This is a genomic window from Streptomyces sp. CRN 30, assembly GCF_034105845.1.
On sequence record NZ_JAVRHI010000424.1, the window covers coordinates 1 to 15,569 of the forward strand.

Genomic DNA, 15,569 nt, shown 5'->3' on the forward strand with positions numbered 1-15,569 from the left:
GTTCCCCGCGCCCCTCAAGGGGCGCGGGGAACTGCGCGACCAGCCACAGGCGGCCGGCACGTTCACATCCGGCTCAGGCTCGCCGCGGCGAACAGGACGTCCCTGATGGCGTCCCGGTCGCCGGACTGCCCGGCCGCCGCCTCCTCCGGCGGAACATGCCCCGCCGCCAGCCGGCAGAACTCCACCCCGTCCAGCGCGACATGCGCGACCTCGTGGTCGGCCGAGCCCACCGCCGCCGGTGAGTCCAGCGGGATCAGCCACTCGCCCCCGCCCGACCCCTCGATCTCCAGCCGCAGGCTCCGCCCCGGCGTCCCCGCCGTCACCAGGTGCCGCTGGGTGCCGGGCGTGGCCTTCCCGGACCGGCGGCGCTCCGCGAGCGCACCCGGCAGCATCCGCGCCGCGAGGTCGATCATCCGGTTCAGATGGCGCCCGGACGGCGGGTCGTACGGATAGTCCACCGCCTCGGCGATGTCCTCCGCGTGCACCCAGCACTCGAAGGCCCGGTCGAGCAGCGCGTCGCGCAGGGGCAGTTCGAAGTCGCCGTAGGAGACGGGCATCAGCCCCTCGCCGCCCGCGCCCTTGGACCCGCCGCCGGTGAACGCCGCCGTCCGCACGATCGCGTGGCTCTGCTCCCGCCAGGGCGCCCGCACCGCACGGGTGGGCGGGAAGTGCGAGGCCCGCCAGTACGCCTCGGTGCGGCTCGCCGGTACGGGGGCCCGTGCCGGGATGTCGCCGAGCGGGTCGGCGAGGCCCAGGGCGAGCGCGACCAGGCCGTCGACGGCCAGGAGGTGCGCGATGACCCCGGCGACGGTCGTGCGGCGGCTCGTCGCCCCGTCGTCGGAGAACCAGCGCAGCCGCACCGGCGCGTGCCACTCCGCCTCCTCGAAGTCCTGGAGCAGGGCGTCCAGGCGGGCGGTCTCCGCGTCGTACGGCATGGCCCACTCCGGCACCGGGACGCGCGGCGGGCGCCGCTCCAGGCAGCCGTCGAGGACGCGGGTGCGCAGCGCCGGATCGAGGTCGAGGCTCTCCGGGCGCTGGAGCAGCCCGACCGCCTCACGCAGCCGGCGGCCCTCCTCGGCGCAGGCACCGCACTCCCCGAGGTGCCGGTCGACGGCCGCCGCCTCCTCGGCCGAACAGGCGGCCAGTGCCCACGCGCCGAGCAGCGACTTCAGTACGGGGTGCTCCAGGGCGAGGGGGACGAGCGGCGTACGGGGTGCGAGGGGTGGGTGGGGCGCATGGGATGCGGGAGGTGTGTGGGGCACATGAGGTGTGTGGGGCACATGAGGTGTGTGCGGTGTGGGTGGTTCGTGCGGTGTGTGAGGTGTGTGAGGTGCGTGGGGCTCGGCGGGCGGGGGGCGTTCGTCCGTGCCGAGCGGCTCTTCCGGCCGCTCGGGCAGCGACTCTTCCGGCCCCTCGGGCAGCGGGTCGCGGTCGTGGTCGCCGCACGCCCCGTGGCGGCCCGCCCCGCTCATGCCGCGCCTCCGTAGCCGGGCGGGGCCTCGGGGGCCGTCGTGGTCGCCGCGTCGTGGGCGGTGGAGAGCAGCTGGAGTCCGAGCCGGAGCCGCCGGCGGGCCTCGTCCTCGGTGATGCCGAGGTCGGCGGCGGTCTGGCGGTAGTCGCGCCGCTGGAAGTACGCCCGCTCCAGGGCGGACCGCAGCGGCGCGGGCATGGACTGGACGATGTAGTCGGCGCGGGCGGCGACCGAGGCGTGCCGCACCCGGCGCTCCAGGTCCTCGTGGGTGCCGGGGCCGCCGCGGGCCAGCGCGGCCGTCTCCGTCGCGCGCAGCCGCTGGACGGCCAGGCGGTGGGTCAGCGCGGCGAGCCACGTCCGCAGCGGTCCCTGCTTGGGGTCGTAGCTGTCCGGGTGCTCCCAGACGTGGGCGAAGACCTCGCGGGTGAGGCCGTCGGCGGCCCGCTCGTCGCCGAGCACGCGGTGCGCGAGGCCGTGCACGAGGGACGCGAACCGGTCGTACAGCTCACCGAGGGCGGTGGCCTCCCCGCGGGCGAGCCGCTGCTGCATCTTGCGGTCCCAGCGGAGCGGTGTGTCCTTCGTCGCCATGAGGCTCCTTCACCCCTGCTCGTCTCCGGCGGCCCGTCCGGTCCCGGCCGGTCCCGTCCGGTTGTCCAGCCTGCGGCCGCCGTCTTCTCGAATGTAGTCGGCACGTATGACGGCGCACGCCCCTTTGTGGCAATGCGCGCCCCGCGGACGCGGCGGGGTGGTAGAGGACCGTGGAGCCCGACCCTTGCCCTTCTGATCGAATGCGCTTGAATGGGATTGAAAGGGATCTGATTCGATAGAAACAAGCCCCTTTTGATCGGTTCCCGTTTTCCGCAGGGTGTTTGCGGGAACCGCCGGTGGGCAGGCGCGCGCCCAGCAAGCGTAGGCACGGCTTCCGTTTCCAGCGAGCGAAGGGCATGGTGGTGGCGTTCAATGTGACCGGGGACGAGCGGGGCGAGTGGGCCGTGGTCCAGGTGTCGGGCGAGCTGGACCTCGTGACGTCGCCGGTGCTGCGCCAGCGGGTGCACGACGCCGTGGCCGAAGGGCGCCACAGCCTGGTCCTCGACCTCTCCGACGTACTGTTCTGCGATTCCAGCGGCGTGGGCGTGCTGATCGCCTCCCGGCGCCTCATCCGCTCCTGCCAGGGCAGGCTGCGGCTGATCCTCCCCGCGCAGGGCGCGGTCGACGGTTCCCACGTCAACCGGGTCCTCGCCGCGCTCGGGGTGCGCCGGCTCTTCGACGTCCACCCCGACCTCGCCTCGGCGACCGGCGACGAACCCCGGCCGCTCTCCGCGTAGCCCGTCTCTCCGCGTAGCTCGTCACATTCCGGTGTGGGGCCGCCCACCGGCGTCGTACGCTCCGATGCGACACCTACCCACCCGACGTGAGGCGACCGGAGAAGACATGGTCAGCAGCGAGTACGAGCGCCGGATCGCGGACCGGTTCGCCACCTTCGACCAGGACGGCAACGGCTGCATCGACCGCGAGGACTTCAGCGGGGCGGCCCAGGCGCTGCTCACCGAGTTCGACGTGGCGGCCCGCTCGGACCGGGGCCAGGCGCTGTACGGCGGTGCCGAGGCGTTCTGGCAGGGCATGGCGGGGATCGCCGACCGCGACGGCGACCAGCGCATCAGCCGTGCGGAGTTCGTCACCGGCGCGGTCAAGCGGCTGCGGGACAACCCGGACCGGTTCGCCGAGATCGCCCGCCCCTTCCTGCACGCGGCGCTGGCCGTCGCCGACGCGGACGGGGACGGCGCCGTCACCGTCGAGGAGGCCGCCCGCGTCCTCACCGTCCTCGGAGTCCCCGCGGCGACCGCCCGGCCGGTCGCCGCGCGGCTCGACGCGGACGGCGACGACAGGATCGGCGAGAACGACGCCGTGCCGGCCTTCGCCCGGTACTTCACGGTGCCGGAGTAGACGCCGGAGCGGCTGCCGGACCGATCATCGGGCGGTCACCGAGCGTCGATACCGGACCGTGTCCCGGGCGTGACCCGTCACAGCCCGGAGTCGGCGACGGGCTCCGGTACCTTGTGCGGGATGCGAGTGGAGTGCGACGCGAACCGTGCCGGCGCCGCCTGTTCGACCGTCCCGGACGGGCGTCGCACAGTATGCCGCACGGGTACTCCTTCGCGCTGGAATATGCCCGAAGCGCTTGTTGACGTGACTGTACGTCAACCATGCTGTCCCACAGAGGGGTCACAGTCCGTGACCCCTGTCCCGGCCGTTGTTCTGGCCATGCAGAAGATGGCCACGATCGTGGCCTTCGCGAGGCGCGCGTCCAAGTGTCCGCCGGTTCGGATGGTGTGAGCGGTGCAGGTGCTTCAAGTGCAGCTGGAGATCCGGCCCGATCCCGCTGAGGTCGGGCGGGCCCGCAGATGGGCCCGTTCGAGACTGGCCGGGTCCGGGATACGCGAGGACGAGCCGCTCGCGGAGACGCTGGTCCTGCTCGTCTCCGAACTCGTCACCAACGCGGTCGTGCACACCGGCCGCCCGGCCGTGCTGCGGCTGCGGCTGCCGGGGATCGCGGCCGACGAGGTCGCCGTCCGGCTGGAGGTGACCGACGCCAGCGCGTGCGCGCCGGTGCCCCGGTGTGCCGACGGTGACGCGACGGGCGGCCGGGGACTGGCCCTCGTCGACGGACTCGCCGACCGCTGGGGCTGGGCCCGCGAGGACGGCGGCAAGCTCATCTGGTGCGAACTGGACCGCTGCGACGGCCGGGCGGAGGAGAGCGCCGGCTGCGTCGCGGCGGCGGCCTTCGACGGGTTGGCGTACGAGGCGGTCTAGGCCCGGCCCAGGGACGGTGGCGCTTCAGTGGGCAGGGGGAGCGGTCCGGGGGGCGCGGACGCGCACCGGTCGTCTCTCCGGACGGGGGTGGCTCGCGGATGCGCCCGGCCGTGCTTCCGTGCGCGTCCGGCGCGAACCGGGACGTACGGCGCGAAGCAACCCGAACCCGTTGACGTGCCGTGAGTACGCGCTCACGCTGGTGGTCAGCGATTCGCCGTGAGGGGACGGCGAGGGCCCGCGGTGCGTGCGCCCTCGGCGAGCGTGGGTCGTGACGCGACGGTCCCCTCGGCGGGTCGGGACGGGCGGGACGCCGCGTCGGGTGGCGGCCTGCGGCGCCGTCCCGCGAAGACGCCGCACCGCCGGCCCGGCCCTCCGGCCCGGCTCGCCGCCCCGGCCCGGCGAAAGTTCTCCACAGCCTGTGGACGAGTCCGGTCAGCCGGAGGACCGGGCCCCGGCCCCAGCCTCAATTCCCGCCCTCGCCTCCGCCCCCGCCCCCGCCCTCGCCCGGAACGCCCGGCGGTACGTCGTAGGTGTTACCCCCAGGGTCGCCTGGAGGTGCTGCCGCATCGACTGGGCCGTCCCGAACCCCGCGTCACGGGCCACTTGATCCACCGACAGGTCCGTGGACTCCAGCAGGTGCCGGGCCCGTTCGACGCGCTGGCGGGTCAGCCACTGGCCGGGGCTGACCCCGACCTCCTCGCGGAAGCGGCGGGTGAAGGTGCGTACGGACATCGCCTCCCGCTCGGCCAGGTCCCGCAGCTGGATCGGCTCGTGGAGCCGGCCGAGCGCCCAGGCGCGGGCGTCCGTGGTGGTCGCCTGCTGCGGATCGGGCACCGGCCGTTCGATGAACTGCGCCTGCCCGCCGTCCCGGTGGGGCGGTACCACGGTCCGCCGGGCCACCTCGTTGGCGACGGCCGTGCCGTGGTCCCGGCGCACGATGTGGACGCACAGGTCGATCCCGGCCGCGACCCCCGCCGAGGTCAGCACGGAGCCGTCGTCGATGAACAGCACGTCCGCGTCGACCCTGACCTTCGGGAAGAGCCGCTGGAAGTGGTCGGCGGAGGCCCAGTGCGTGGTCGCCGGGCGGCCGTCGAGGAGACCGGCGGCGGCGAGCACGTACCCGCCGGTGCAGATGGCGACCAGCCGGGTGCCGGGGCGGACCAGGGCGAGCGCCGCGGCCAGTTCACCGGTGAGCACGCCCTCCTCGTGGACCGGGCCCAGCTCGTAGGAGGCGGGGACGACGACCGTGTCGGCGGTGGCCAGCGCCTCCGGTCCGTGCTCGACGAGGATCGCGAAGTCGGCGTCGGTCCTGACCGGCCCCGGCGGCCGGACCGAGCAGGTGACGACCTCGTACAGCGGCCGGCGTCCGGCGTCGCGGGCCAGGCCGAAGATGCGCTGCGGGATGCCGAGTTCGAAGGGGATGATGCCGTCGAGGGCGAGTACGACGACACGGTGCGGGCGGTGCGTCCGGTCCGACGTCATGGCCCGATCGTAGCGAACCATGTCCGCCGGGCCACTCGATCGGGCGGGCCGGGTGGCCCAGGCTCGGTGACGTGACCCAGACAAGCGATGCCGCAGCCGTCGTACCGCCGCGCGCCGAACCCGTCCGGCCCCGCCGCCGCCGGGTGCACCGGGCCTGGTTCGTCGCCGCCGTCACCTTCGTGACGATCATCGGCGCCGCCGCCTTCCGGGCCGTGCCCGGCATCCTGATCGACCCCCTGCACGACGAGTTCGGCTGGTCGCGCGGCACGATCGGCGCCGCCGTCTCCGTCAACCTCGCGCTGTACGGGCTGACCGCGCCGTTCGCCGCGGCGCTGATGGACCGCTTCGGCATCCGGCGGGTCGTCGCGCTCGCCCTGACCCTGATAGCCCTCGGCTCCGGCCTCACGGTGTGGATGGAGTCGGCCTGGCAACTGATGCTCTGCTGGGGCCTGCTGGTCGGCCTCGGCTCCGGCTCGATGGCGCTGGCGTTCGCGGCCACCGTCACCAACCGCTGGTTCACCACCCGGCGCGGCCTGGTCAGCGGCATCCTCACCGCCGCCTCCGCCTCCGGGCAGCTCATCTTCCTGCCGCTGGTGAGCTGGATCGTCGAGACGCACGACTGGCGGCCGGCCGCCGTCACGGTCGCGCTCGCCGCCCTCGCGGTGGTCCCGTTCGTCTGGCTGCTGCTCCACGACCACCCGGCCGACCTCGGCCAGAAGCCGTACGGGGCCACGGAGTTCGTGCCGAAGCCCGCGCCGGTCACCGGGGCCGCGCGCCGCGCCCTCACGGTGCTCTTCTCCGCCGCGCGCACCGGCCCGTTCTGGCTGCTCGCCGGGACCTTCGCGATCTGCGGCGCCTCGACCAACGGCCTGGTGCAGACGCACTTCGTGCCCGCCGCGCACGACCACGGCATGCCCGTCACCGCCGCCGCGTCGCTGCTCGCCGTCATCGGGGTCTTCGACGTGGTGGGCACGATCGCCTCCGGCTGGTTCACCGACCGCTTCGAACCGCGCCGGCTGCTGGCCGTCTACTACGCCCTGCGCGGTGTCTCGCTGCTCTTCCTGCCGATGCTGCTGGCGCCGTCCGTCCACCCGCCGATGATCTTCTTCATCGTCTTCTACGGCCTGGACTGGGTGGCCACGGTGCCGCCCACCCTCGCCCTGTGCCGCGAGCGGTACGGCGACGACAGCGCCATCGTCTTCGGCTGGGTCCTCGCCTCGCACCAGGTCGGTGCCGCGCTCGTCGCCTTCCTCGGCGGCGTCGCCCGCGACACCTTCGGCTCCTACGACGTGGTCTGGTACGCCTCGGGGGCGCTCTGCGCGGCGGCGGCGCTGATGGCCCTGGTGATCCGGCGGCGTTCGAGCACGGCGGCGACCGCGTAGGCGCCGCCGCCCGCGAGGGTCAGCGTCCAGTAGAGGCCGGGGGAGCCGAGCAGCAGGGCCGCGGTGGAGGTCAGGGCGAGCCAGGTGCCGAGCGTGTAGTGGAGCACGTTGCGGCGGACGGCGCCCTCGGCGACGTAGAGGAGGCCGACGACCAGGCCGGAGCCGGTGGGCCAGAGCAGGGTCTGCACGTCGGGCGAGTCGAGGGTGGCCGCGAGGCCGGTGATCGCCAAGAAGAGGGCGGCGAAGGCGCTGATCCACGCGGCGCCGAGCAACTGGCCGGAGAGGACGTCGCCGGGTGCGGTGGCGGCCCGCTGGGCGCGCAGGGCCGCGAGGGTCGCCTGCACGGTGCCGACGGCGAGCCCGGCGCCCAGCAGGGTCATGGGCAGCCAGCCCGGCAGCTCCAGCAGGGGGTCGGCGCCCCGGGAGAGGGCGGCGGAGCCGTGGCCGAGGAGGTAGGCGAGGCCGAAGCCGACGTAGGCGGGGAAGTTGTCGACATCGGGGGCGGGGCGGGCCGGGGCGGCGGCGGTGCCGGTGAGGGTCACGACGGGTCTCCTTCGACGTAAGGGAGGGGGAGCGGAGGGGAGGAGAGGGGCGGTCACGGCGCGGGGACGATGACGACCTTGCCGGCGACGGTGCGGGACTCGGCGAGCGCGAGGGCCGAGGCGGCGTCGGCCAGCGGGACGCGCGCGGCGATCTGCGGGACGAGGACGCCCTCGGCGACCAGGCGCAGCACCTCGGTGAGGTCCTCCGTCATCCGCCGCTGCCAGGAGGCGCGGCAGCGGCGCCTGCCCGCCCAGAGGTTGTAGAAGTGGGCGCTCCGGCCGTTGGGCAGGGCGTTCCAGGCGTTGAGCCGCGCGAACAGCTTGAGCACCGGGAGCTGGGAGCTGCCCTCCTCGTCCTTGCTGGCGGCGGTGCCGTAGGAGACGAGGGTGCCGCCGCGCCGCAGCAGGGACCAGGACTGCTCCACGCCGTCGCCGCCGACGTGGTCGAAGACGGCGTCCACGCCGTCCGGGGCGAGCGCGCGGAGACGGTCGTACATCTCCGGGTCGCGGTAGTCGACGGGGGTGGCGCCGAGCGCCTCGACGGTGGCGTGGTGGCGCGGCGAGGCGGTGCCGATGACGGTGATCCCGGCGTGCCGGGCCAGTTGGACGAGGACGGAGCCGACGCCGCCGTTGGCGCCGAGCACCACGACGGTGGAGCCGGGGCGGACCTTGGCGGTGCGGTGCAGCAACTGCCAGGCGGTGATGCCGTTGACGACGAAGGTCTCGGCGGCGACCGGGTCCACGTCGTCCGGTACGGGCATCAGGTCGGCGGCGTCGACCAGCAGGTGGCTCGCCCACGAACCGACCTTGGTGATGGCGGCGAACCGGCGGCCGGCCAGCGCGGGGTCGACCCCGGGGCCGACGGCGGTGACGGTGCCGACCAGGTCGTAGCCGGGGACGAAGGGGAACGGCGGCTGGTCGTAGTACTTGCCGCGGCGCATCTGCTGCTCGGCGAAGGAGACGCCGGTGGCGTCCATCCGCAGCACGGCCTGGCCCTCGCCCGGCGCGGGCAGCTCCCGGGTGCGCAGGTGGAGTCCGTCGGGGTCGACCTTGCCGGGCAGGACGATCTCGGTGGCGGAGGTGGTGGCGGTGCTGCTCATCGCGTGTCTCCCAGGGGCGGGGTGGGGTGGGGTGGGGCGGGCCGGGCCGGGGACGGCCGCCCGTCGAGGCCGGCGCCCGTGTGCTTACGGCCGTAAGACTACGAGCGTTAGGAGTCGGGCGGCAAGGGGTTACGGCAATAAACTTCTGCGCGTAAGGTTACGAGTATGAGTCAGGCGAACGTGACAAGTCCGGCCTCGCGGAAGCGGGCGCGCGCACGGAACCGCCGGGGTGAGGGCGGTCGGCTGAGGGATGACATCGTCGTCGCGGCGGCGGCGCTGCTGGACGAGACGGGCGACGAGCGGACGGTCACCCTGCGCTCGGTGGCCCGCCGGGTCGGCATCGCCGCGCCCTCGATCTACCCGCACTTCCCCGACCGGTCGGCCATCATGCTGGCTGTCGTACGGCGGGAGTTCGGTGCGCTGGAAGCGTGTCTGAGTGCCGTCGCGCGGGAGGCGGGGAGCGACCCGCTCGACCGGCTGCACGCCGTCTGCCGCGCCTACCTCGACTACGCGCGGCGCCGTCCCGAGCGCTACCGCACGATGTTCGGCGGTCTGTGGAAGCCGGTGCCGGGCGGCAGTTCCCTCACGGAGGAGGAGCTGACCGGGCTCGGCACGAGCGCCATGGGGGTCCTCGTCGGCCTGCTCGCCGACTGCGCCGCCGCGGGCCGGTCCGCGGTCACCGATCCGGAGCGGGACGCGGTGACCCTCTGGCTCTGTCTGCACGGCCTCGCGCAGCAGCGTGCGGCCAGCCGGGTCTTCCCCTGGTCGGCGGAGGACATCGCCGACACCATCGTCGGGCGGATCGCCCGGCTCACGGGTGGTTCGGGCGGCTGAACGCGCCCGCGTGCGCGCCGGTCACAGCCGGGACAGGTGCTCCCCGTGCCGCTGGTCCACGGTCTTGGCGATGCGCACCGCGTCGATGGCCAGTTCCCGCAGCATCCCGCTGATGGGGTTGGTGTAGCCGGTGAAGTACAGACCCGGCGCGTCCTTCGGGGAGCGGGGGCCGTGGACCACGGGCCGCCCGCGCCCGTCGAGGACGCCGAGGTGGCCCACGAGTTCGGTGAGGCCCCGGTCGTAGCCGGTGGCCGCGATCACCGCGTCCGGCGCGATGCGGTCGCCGTCGGCGAGGACCACCTTGCCGTCCTCGAACCCCTCCACGGCCGCGACGATCCCGACCCGGTCCCGGCGCACCGCGTCGATCAGACCGACGTCCTGCACCGGGATGGACCCTTGCTTCACCCGGCTGTACAGGCCGGTGTCCGGCCGGGGCAGGCCGTGCGCCGACAGGTCGGGCACGCTCACCCGGGCCAGCGGCCGCGCGAGCCGGTCGACGAGGCCGACGGGCAGCCGCCGCACGAGGACGCCGGTGTACTGGGAGGCCCAGCCGGCCGTGGAGCGGCGGACCACGTGCGGGGCGGTGCGCACGGAGAGCCGGACCCGGGACGCGCCGCCGTCCACCAGGTCCACGGCTATCTCGGCGCCGGTGTTGCCGACGCCGACGACGAGGACGTCCTGACCGGCGTACGGCGTCGGGTCGCGGTACTCGCTCGCGTGCAGGAACGTGCCGGTGTACGTGGACCGGCCGGCCCACCTCGGCACGCGTGGCGTGTGGTTGTGGCCGGTGGCGACGACGACGGCGGTGCCGGTCAGCTCCCGTCCGCCGGAGGCGCGCAGCAGCCAGCCGGTGCCGTCCGGCGCGCGCTCGATCCGGGAGACCTCGACGCCGGTGACCACCTCGAGACGGTGGTGTTCGGCGTACTTCTCCAGGTAGCGCACCACGTCGTCCCGGGCGGGCCAGCGGCCGAAGCGGCGCGGCATCGGCAGACCCGGCAGCGACGACAGCCGGCGCGTGGTGTGCAGCCGCAGCCGGTCGTAGTGGCGCCGCCAGGAGGCGCCCACCCGGTCGGACCGCTCCAGGACGACGGCGCGCACGCCCCGGGCGCGCAGGGCGTACGCCACGGAGAGCCCGGCCGGGCCGCCGCCGACGACGTACACGGGGTGGTCGGCGGTGTGTGCCGGGGGCTGCGCGGACGTGGGGGAGTCGGCCATGGCGCGAGCGTAACGACGCCCCGCGCCGGTGGGTCTCGGAGAAGACCGGATTCGGTTGCGGACCGGTCACGCCCCGTGCGTCGTCGAGAAGCGGTGCACCCCGCCGCCGACCTCGGCGCCGCACCACCACGATTGGCAAAAACCGAACGACGACGCCCCACCCGCGGATCGCGGTCCTGGGGCCACCGCCCCCACACCGCCCCCGTTCCCCGCCCGACAACCCGCGTGACCGGATGGCCCCTACAGGGATTGAATGTCCCCATGGCCCACGCTCGTGATCGATCCGTTGTGTCTCCCTCCTCCGTGCCGCCCCGTGGGCACGGTCTGCGGCTGCTTTCCTGGGATCCTGGGTCGGGGGCGGACGCCGAGGTGTGGCTGCGTGGGTTTCTGGACCCCGACTTCCAGCGCTGGAACACGCCGTTGCGGCCGGTGAACGACCTCGACGACGTCCGCGAGGCGCTGCGGAACCGGGCGCGGGAGGAGGCGGAGGGCCGCTCCGTGTCGTTCCGGATAACGGACGACGCGACCGGGACGGCCCTCGGGCACGTCGGCCTCAACGAGATCAACCGCCCGCTGCGGCTGGCCCGCGTCGGCTACTGGGTGCTGCCCGAGGCCCGCGGCCGGGGCGTGGCCACCCGCGCCCTGCTGCTCGCCGCGCGCCACGCCTTCACCGCGCTGGACCTGTACCGCCTCGAACTGGGCCACGGCATCGGCCACGGCGCCTCCTGCCGGGTCGCCGAACGCTGCGGCTTCCGGCTGGAGGGCACCCTGCGCGGCGCGATGTTCGAGGAGGGCCGCCGCGACACGTTCCGCGACGCCCACCTCCACGCCCGCCTGGCCGACGACGAGGAGCCCGCCCCGCCCGGGGCCTGACGCCGCTCACGGCCAGAGCAGCCCCTGCTCCCAGCCCCCGTCCTCCGTCCGCCGGTACACCAGCCGCACGTGCCGGCGCCGTGCGTCGCCCTGGAAGAACTCCACCTCGTCCGGGCGGAGTCGGTACAGGGTCCAGGTCGGGGCCCGGGTGTCCGGTTCCCGCGCGGCGCGCTCCCAGGCCGCCGCGGACGCCTCGGCCAGTTCGCCGGCCGAGCCGAGCGGTCGGCTCTGGCGGCCGGTGAGGGCCGCGGCCAGCGCCCCGGTCGAGCGGACCCGCAGATCGGCCGCGGCCTCCTCGGGCGGCGCGGCGGTGACCGGCCCGCGGACCCGGACCTGCCGGCCCCGCAGCGGCCAGTACAGGACGAGCGCCGCGTACGGCCGCGCCGCGAGCTGGGTGCCCTTGCGGCTGCCGGAGTGCGTCGCGAAGGAGAAGCCGTCCGCGTCCGCGCCGTGCAGCATCACGATCCGCACGTCGGGCAGGCCGTCCGCGCCGGACGTCGCGAGCGACACGGTGTGCGGTTCGCGCTCCCCGGCGGCGACCGCCTCCGCGAACCACCCGGTGAACAGCTCCAGCGGATCGCCGGGCGCCGTCTCCGGGTCGAAGGGAGGGAGTTCGGTGACCTCCGGGTCCCAGACCCGGGCCGCCCTGAGCAGGGAGTCGAGGTCGTCGCCCACTACACCGAGCCGAGGTCGGAGGAGAGCCAGCGCTCGGGCCGCATCCGCACGACGATCTGCTCCCCGTGGTTGCCCCAGGCGAAGTCCAGGTAGCCGTCGACCTTGTCGGTCGGGAGGTACCGGGCGGCCATCTCCCGGAGCCGCTCCCGGGTGAGGGGAACGCTCTCGACGACCGGCCCTTCCACCGAGACGTACCGGGCGGTGGGCGCCACCCGGTCGGCCATCAGGGAGAACCGACCCGCGGCCTTGATCAGTTCGTACTTGCGGGAGGTGGCCCCGGTCGTGATCCAGGCGTCGCCGCCGGGGGTGTACTGGTACCAGATGGGCACCGTCAGCGGGGCACGTCCGGCACCCGCGTCGACCGCCAGCGCCGCGATGTGCGGTTCGGCGAGGAAGTGTTCACGCTCTTCACGGGTCAGGGCCATGCTGGTCTCCATCCGGCGTGCGGGCGTCGTACAGGGCAGAACGCCTCCGCGTGCTCCGGTGTTCCCCGCGTCACACCCGGGTCTCCGTCCGACAGGAAGAACGGGACACCGCGGTGCCGACGGGGTTACTTCGTCGGCTTGCGGCCGGTGACGCCCAGGTGCACCAGGAGGGCGAGGGCGGGCCTGAGTTCGTTCTGCTTCGCGCCGAAGGAGGAGGCGCCCCTCTGGTGCGAGGCCACGGCGGTCAACATCGCCACCAGCGATCCGGCGACGGCGGCCGGGCTCACGTCCGGGTCGACCTTGCCCTTGGACTGCACCTGGGCGACGGAGTCGGCCAGGGAGGAGTTCACCGCGGTGAGGACCTTCGTACGGATCTTGCTGAACCGCTTGTCGCCCTCGGCCGCGCCCAGGTCGACGACCCGGAGGATCGCGTCGTTGCGCCGCCAGAACTCCATGAACCCGTCCACGAGTTCCTGTGCGGTCTGCCAGCCGGCCCGTCCCGTCCACGAACGGCCCTGCACCAGTCCGGTCAGTTCGACGCTCTCGGCGGCGAGATGCTCGGCGAGTTCCAGGACGGCGCCCTCGACGTCCGGGAAGTACTGGTAGAAGGTCGCGGGCGACGTGCCGGCCCGGCGGGCGACATCGATGACTTTGACGTCGCGGTACGGGGAGGAGCTGAGCATCTCGCTGAGGCAGTCGAGCAGTTTCTGGCGGGTCGCCTGCCCACGCCGGCCGGCCACGCGGCCGTCGACGGTACGCACTTGTCCTGTCATGAACGTCAGCTTACCGAGGGGTGATCGGAGCGCTATTCGGCCGACTGCAAATGGGGTGCGGGCCCGACGGAACCACGGAGTGCCTGGTCTGCGCGGTGCGGCCGCTCCGGCTACGTTGACGACATGGCCGAAAACAGGGCATCCGCGTACACGGAGGGCGTCCCCTGCTGGGTGGACGCGCAGCTCCCCGACGTGGCGGCCGGCACGCGCTTCTACGGCGGGCTCTTCGGGTGGACGTTCGACCCCGCGCGGGACGACGGAACCGTCCTCGCCCGCCTCGGCGGCGACCCGGTCGCCGCGCTCGTCCCCAAACGGGACGGGCGTATGCCGACCGTCTGGACGGTGTACTTCACCGCCCCCGACGCCGCCGCCCTCGCCCGCCGGATCGAGACCGGCGGCGGACAGCTCCTCACCCCGCCCCGCCCGGACGGCGACCGGGGCACCGCCGCCCTCGCCGCCGACTCGCAGGGCGCCGTCTTCGCCCTGTGGCAGCCGGGCACTTGTGCCGGGTTCGGCCGCAGCCACGAGCCGTCCGCCTTCACCTGGGCCGAGCTGTACACCCGGGACACCGACGCCGCCGACGCCTTCTACGGCGACCTGTTCCACGACGCCCTCTTCGGACCCGGCGCGGAACCCGACTTCGGCCGGGCCCCCGTCTCCTCGGTCTTCCCCGCCGAGATGCCGCCCCACTTCCTCGTACACTTTCTCGTCGGCGACTGCGACGCGGTCCTCGGCGACGCGGTCCGGCTCGGCGGGCGCGTCCAGGTTCCGCCATTCGAGACGTCCTACGGGTCGGTCGCCGTGGTCACCGACGATCAGGGAGCATCGTTCGCACTGCTGCGCCGCTGATCGGGTGGGGTGCTTCGCCCGGTATGCCGTGAGACACCCCGATTGACCGCGGGTTCGCCACCGGGGCCGCGGACAGGAAGAATCGGGGTGCGTGCCGCCGCGGCGGTGTGGTGGTGAGACGCTGCCCTCCGGTCGCGAACATATGTGGGTGGCGCGGCTCGTACGGGGAGGTGGCAGGCAAGTGGTGGATCAGCTGACGCAGCACGATCCGCGGCGGATCGGGCCGTTCGAGGTGCTGGGGCGGCTCGGGGCCGGCGGCATGGGGCTGGTCTATCTCGCGCGCTCGGCGTCCGGGCGGCGCGTGGCGATCAAGACCGTGCGGACGGAACTGGCCGAGGACCAGCTCTTCCGCGTCCGGTTCACACGCGAGGTGGAGGCGGCCCGCGCGGTCTCCGGGTTCTACACGGCGGCCGTGGTCGACGCCGACCCGCGGGCGGCCGTGCCGTGGCTCGCCACCGCCTACGTCCCCGCGCCCTCCCTGGAAGAGATAGTGAACGAGTGCGGGCCGCTCCCGGCCCAGGCGGTGCGCTGGCTCGCGGCGGGCGTCGCGGAGGCGCTCCACTCCATCCACGGCGCCGGTCTCGTCCACCGCGACCTCAAGCCCTCCAACGTCCTCGTCGTCGAGGACGGCCCCCGGGTGATCGACTTCGGTATCGCCTCCGGCGTCTCCAACACCCGGCTGACGATGACCAACGTCGCCGTCGGCACCCCCGCCTACATGTCACCCGAGCAGGCGAAGGACTCGCGCTCCGTCACCGGCGCCAGCGACGTCTTCTCCCTCGGCTCCACCCTCGTCTTCGCCGCCACCGGCCACGCCCCCTTCCACGGCGCCAACCCGGTCGAGACGGTCTTCATGCTGCTCCGCGAGGGCCCGGACCTGGACGGCCTGCCCGACGAGCTGCGCCCGCTGATCGAGTCCTGCATGCAGATGGAGGCGCCCGGCCGGCCCAGCCCCGCCGACCTCCAGTCGCAGCTCGCCCCGCACCTGTTCGGCTCCGGCTCGGACGACTCCGGTACGGCGTCGGCGTGGCTGCCCGAGCGGGCGGTGAGCCTGATCGAGAACCGCCGGGGCGGCCGCCCCGCGCCGCGCCCCGCGTCGCCGCCGAGCCGCGGCGGCGGGGGCCGCCCGGCCGCGCC

17 protein-coding genes are annotated in these 15,569 nt (G+C 74.2%); 8 read left to right on the forward strand and 9 right to left on the reverse strand.

Features of this window, described 5'->3' with window-relative positions; genetic code table 11:
- Nucleotides 1-62: 62 nt before the first annotated feature.
- Nucleotides 63-1,472 (reverse strand): zf-HC2 domain-containing protein, encoded by a 1,410-nt coding sequence (locus tag UW392_RS46560; protein ID WP_320781408.1) that lies wholly within the window; start codon nucleotides 1,470-1,472, stop codon nucleotides 63-65.
- Nucleotides 1,469-2,059: a sigma-70 family RNA polymerase sigma factor gene (locus UW392_RS46565; protein ID WP_320781409.1), complete on the reverse strand. Its 591-nt coding sequence runs from the start codon at nucleotides 2,057-2,059 to the stop codon at nucleotides 1,469-1,471. Before UW392_RS46565 ends, UW392_RS46560 begins: the two co-directional genes overlap by 4 nt.
- Before the next feature lie 356 nt (nucleotides 2,060-2,415).
- Here UW392_RS46565 and UW392_RS46570 point away from each other — a divergent pair, with 356 nt between their 5' ends.
- From UW392_RS46570 to UW392_RS46580, 3 genes are all read left to right on the forward strand, one after another.
- Complete coding sequence (locus tag UW392_RS46570) at nucleotides 2,416-2,796, forward strand: STAS domain-containing protein (RefSeq protein ID WP_320781410.1); 381 nt, start codon at nucleotides 2,416-2,418, stop codon at nucleotides 2,794-2,796.
- Between the two features lie 106 nt (nucleotides 2,797-2,902).
- The gene (locus UW392_RS46575) at nucleotides 2,903-3,415 is read left to right on the forward strand and encodes an EF-hand domain-containing protein (protein WP_320781411.1); all 513 of its coding nucleotides are present in this window, start codon (nucleotides 2,903-2,905) and stop codon (nucleotides 3,413-3,415) included.
- Nucleotides 3,416-3,823: 408 nt separating this feature from the next.
- A complete protein-coding gene (locus tag UW392_RS46580; protein ID WP_414497445.1) occupies nucleotides 3,824-4,282 on the forward strand; it encodes an ATP-binding protein in 459 nt (152 codons plus the stop codon).
- 432 nt (nucleotides 4,283-4,714) lie between these two features.
- On the opposite strand, the gene UW392_RS46585 is transcribed toward UW392_RS46580, so the two are convergent.
- On the reverse strand, nucleotides 4,715-5,764 hold the full coding sequence (locus UW392_RS46585) for a GlxA family transcriptional regulator (RefSeq protein ID WP_320781413.1): 1,050 nt from the start codon (nucleotides 5,762-5,764) through the stop codon (nucleotides 4,715-4,717).
- A gap of 71 nt (nucleotides 5,765-5,835) precedes the next feature.
- Between UW392_RS46585 and UW392_RS46590 the strand changes: the two genes are divergently transcribed.
- Nucleotides 5,836-7,146, forward strand: a complete 1,311-nt coding sequence (locus UW392_RS46590) for an MFS transporter (protein WP_320781414.1) — start codon at nucleotides 5,836-5,838, stop codon at nucleotides 7,144-7,146.
- On the opposite strand, the gene UW392_RS46595 is transcribed toward UW392_RS46590, so the two are convergent.
- A complete protein-coding gene (locus UW392_RS46595; protein ID WP_320781415.1) occupies nucleotides 7,047-7,688 on the reverse strand; it encodes an ABC transporter permease in 642 nt (213 codons plus the stop codon). The genes UW392_RS46590 and UW392_RS46595 overlap by 100 nt on opposite strands.
- Before the next feature lie 53 nt (nucleotides 7,689-7,741).
- Nucleotides 7,742-8,788 carry a medium chain dehydrogenase/reductase family protein gene (locus tag UW392_RS46600; RefSeq protein ID WP_320781416.1) on the reverse strand — a complete coding sequence of 349 codons (1,047 nt, stop codon included), beginning with the start codon at nucleotides 8,786-8,788 and terminating at the stop codon, nucleotides 7,742-7,744.
- A 165-nt stretch (nucleotides 8,789-8,953) separates the two neighbouring features.
- Between UW392_RS46600 and UW392_RS46605 the strand changes: the two genes are divergently transcribed.
- Complete coding sequence (locus UW392_RS46605; RefSeq protein ID WP_320781417.1) at nucleotides 8,954-9,622, forward strand: TetR/AcrR family transcriptional regulator; 669 nt, start codon at nucleotides 8,954-8,956, stop codon at nucleotides 9,620-9,622.
- A 21-nt stretch (nucleotides 9,623-9,643) separates the two neighbouring features.
- Here UW392_RS46605 and UW392_RS46610 read toward each other — a convergent pair whose 3' ends face one another.
- Nucleotides 9,644-10,837 carry an NAD(P)/FAD-dependent oxidoreductase gene (locus UW392_RS46610; RefSeq protein ID WP_320781418.1) on the reverse strand — a complete coding sequence of 398 codons (1,194 nt, stop codon included), beginning with the start codon at nucleotides 10,835-10,837 and terminating at the stop codon, nucleotides 9,644-9,646.
- A 261-nt stretch (nucleotides 10,838-11,098) separates the two neighbouring features.
- Between UW392_RS46610 and UW392_RS46615 the strand changes: the two genes are divergently transcribed.
- Entirely contained in the window at nucleotides 11,099-11,710 is a 612-nt protein-coding gene (locus tag UW392_RS46615; protein ID WP_320781419.1) for a GNAT family N-acetyltransferase, read from the forward strand.
- Nucleotides 11,711-11,716: 6 nt separating this feature from the next.
- Here the strand turns inward: UW392_RS46615 and UW392_RS46620 are convergent, their stop codons facing one another.
- The 3 genes from UW392_RS46620 to UW392_RS46630 all read right to left on the reverse strand — a co-directional run bounded on the left by UW392_RS46620 (nucleotide 11,717) and on the right by UW392_RS46630 (nucleotide 13,571).
- Nucleotides 11,717-12,385 (reverse strand): pyridoxal 5'-phosphate synthase, encoded by a 669-nt coding sequence (locus UW392_RS46620; RefSeq protein ID WP_320781420.1) that lies wholly within the window; start codon nucleotides 12,383-12,385, stop codon nucleotides 11,717-11,719.
- Nucleotides 12,385-12,810 carry a pyridoxamine 5'-phosphate oxidase family protein gene (locus UW392_RS46625; protein ID WP_320781421.1) on the reverse strand — a complete coding sequence of 142 codons (426 nt, stop codon included), beginning with the start codon at nucleotides 12,808-12,810 and terminating at the stop codon, nucleotides 12,385-12,387. The genes UW392_RS46620 and UW392_RS46625 overlap by 1 nt, the downstream gene beginning before the upstream one ends.
- Before the next feature lie 125 nt (nucleotides 12,811-12,935).
- Complete coding sequence (locus UW392_RS46630) at nucleotides 12,936-13,571, reverse strand: TetR family transcriptional regulator (RefSeq protein ID WP_320781424.1); 636 nt, start codon at nucleotides 13,569-13,571, stop codon at nucleotides 12,936-12,938.
- Nucleotides 13,572-13,706: 135 nt separating this feature from the next.
- Here UW392_RS46630 and UW392_RS46635 point away from each other — a divergent pair, with 135 nt between their 5' ends.
- Together UW392_RS46635 and UW392_RS46640 are read left to right on the forward strand one after the other, a co-directional pair.
- Complete coding sequence (locus tag UW392_RS46635; RefSeq protein ID WP_320781422.1) at nucleotides 13,707-14,432, forward strand: VOC family protein; 726 nt, start codon at nucleotides 13,707-13,709, stop codon at nucleotides 14,430-14,432.
- Between the two features lie 181 nt (nucleotides 14,433-14,613).
- Nucleotides 14,614-15,569 (forward strand): serine/threonine-protein kinase (locus UW392_RS46640; protein WP_320781423.1); only part of this gene is annotated, 956 nt, incomplete at its 3' end.